The 513-nt window shown below is 65.5% G+C and carries 1 pseudogene; it reads left to right on the top strand.

Features of this window, described 5'->3' with window-relative positions:
• Window positions 1-445: pseudogene (locus A5777_RS10845) on the top strand (helix-turn-helix domain-containing protein); the annotation flags it as partial.
• Between the last annotated feature and the right edge of the window lie 68 nt (window positions 446-513).

Below are 513 nucleotides of genomic sequence, written 5' to 3'. Positions count from 1 at the left end.
TCGGCTGCATATCGCGGTGCCGCGCTATCTGTGCGACAACCCGGACTGTCCCACCACGATCTTTCGTGCCGACATCTCGACGATCGTGGCGCCGCGGGCACAGGTCACCCGGCGCACCACGACCTGGATTCTGCGGGCGATGATCGTCGACAAGATGTCGGTCAAGGCGGTCGCCGCGGCGGTCGGGTTGGGTTGGAACACCGTGAACACCCTTGCGCTGGACGCGGCCCGCTCGTTGGCGTCCGCACCGGCCCGCCTGGACGGTGTGCGGGTCCTTGGGGTCGATGAGCACAAGTGGAAACACGTTCGCGGCAAGGGGGATTCGAGTTTCGTGACCGTGCTCGTCGACCTGACACCGATCGTGGACGGTACCGGGCCGGCACGTTTGTTGGACATGGTCGCCGGCCGTTCCAAGGCGGCGTTGAAGGATTGGCTGACCGCACGCGCCTTGTCCAGGGTTTCAGCGGTCGCGGTGCGATACCCGGAGAAGCCGTCCATCGTCACCACCTTGAT

Origin of the sequence: Gordonia sp. 852002-10350_SCH5691597 (genome assembly GCF_001665715.1) — a bacterium.
GTDB lineage: Bacteria > Actinomycetota > Actinomycetes > Mycobacteriales > Mycobacteriaceae > Gordonia > Gordonia sputi.
This window is presented reverse-complemented; position numbering and strand designations above follow the sequence as displayed.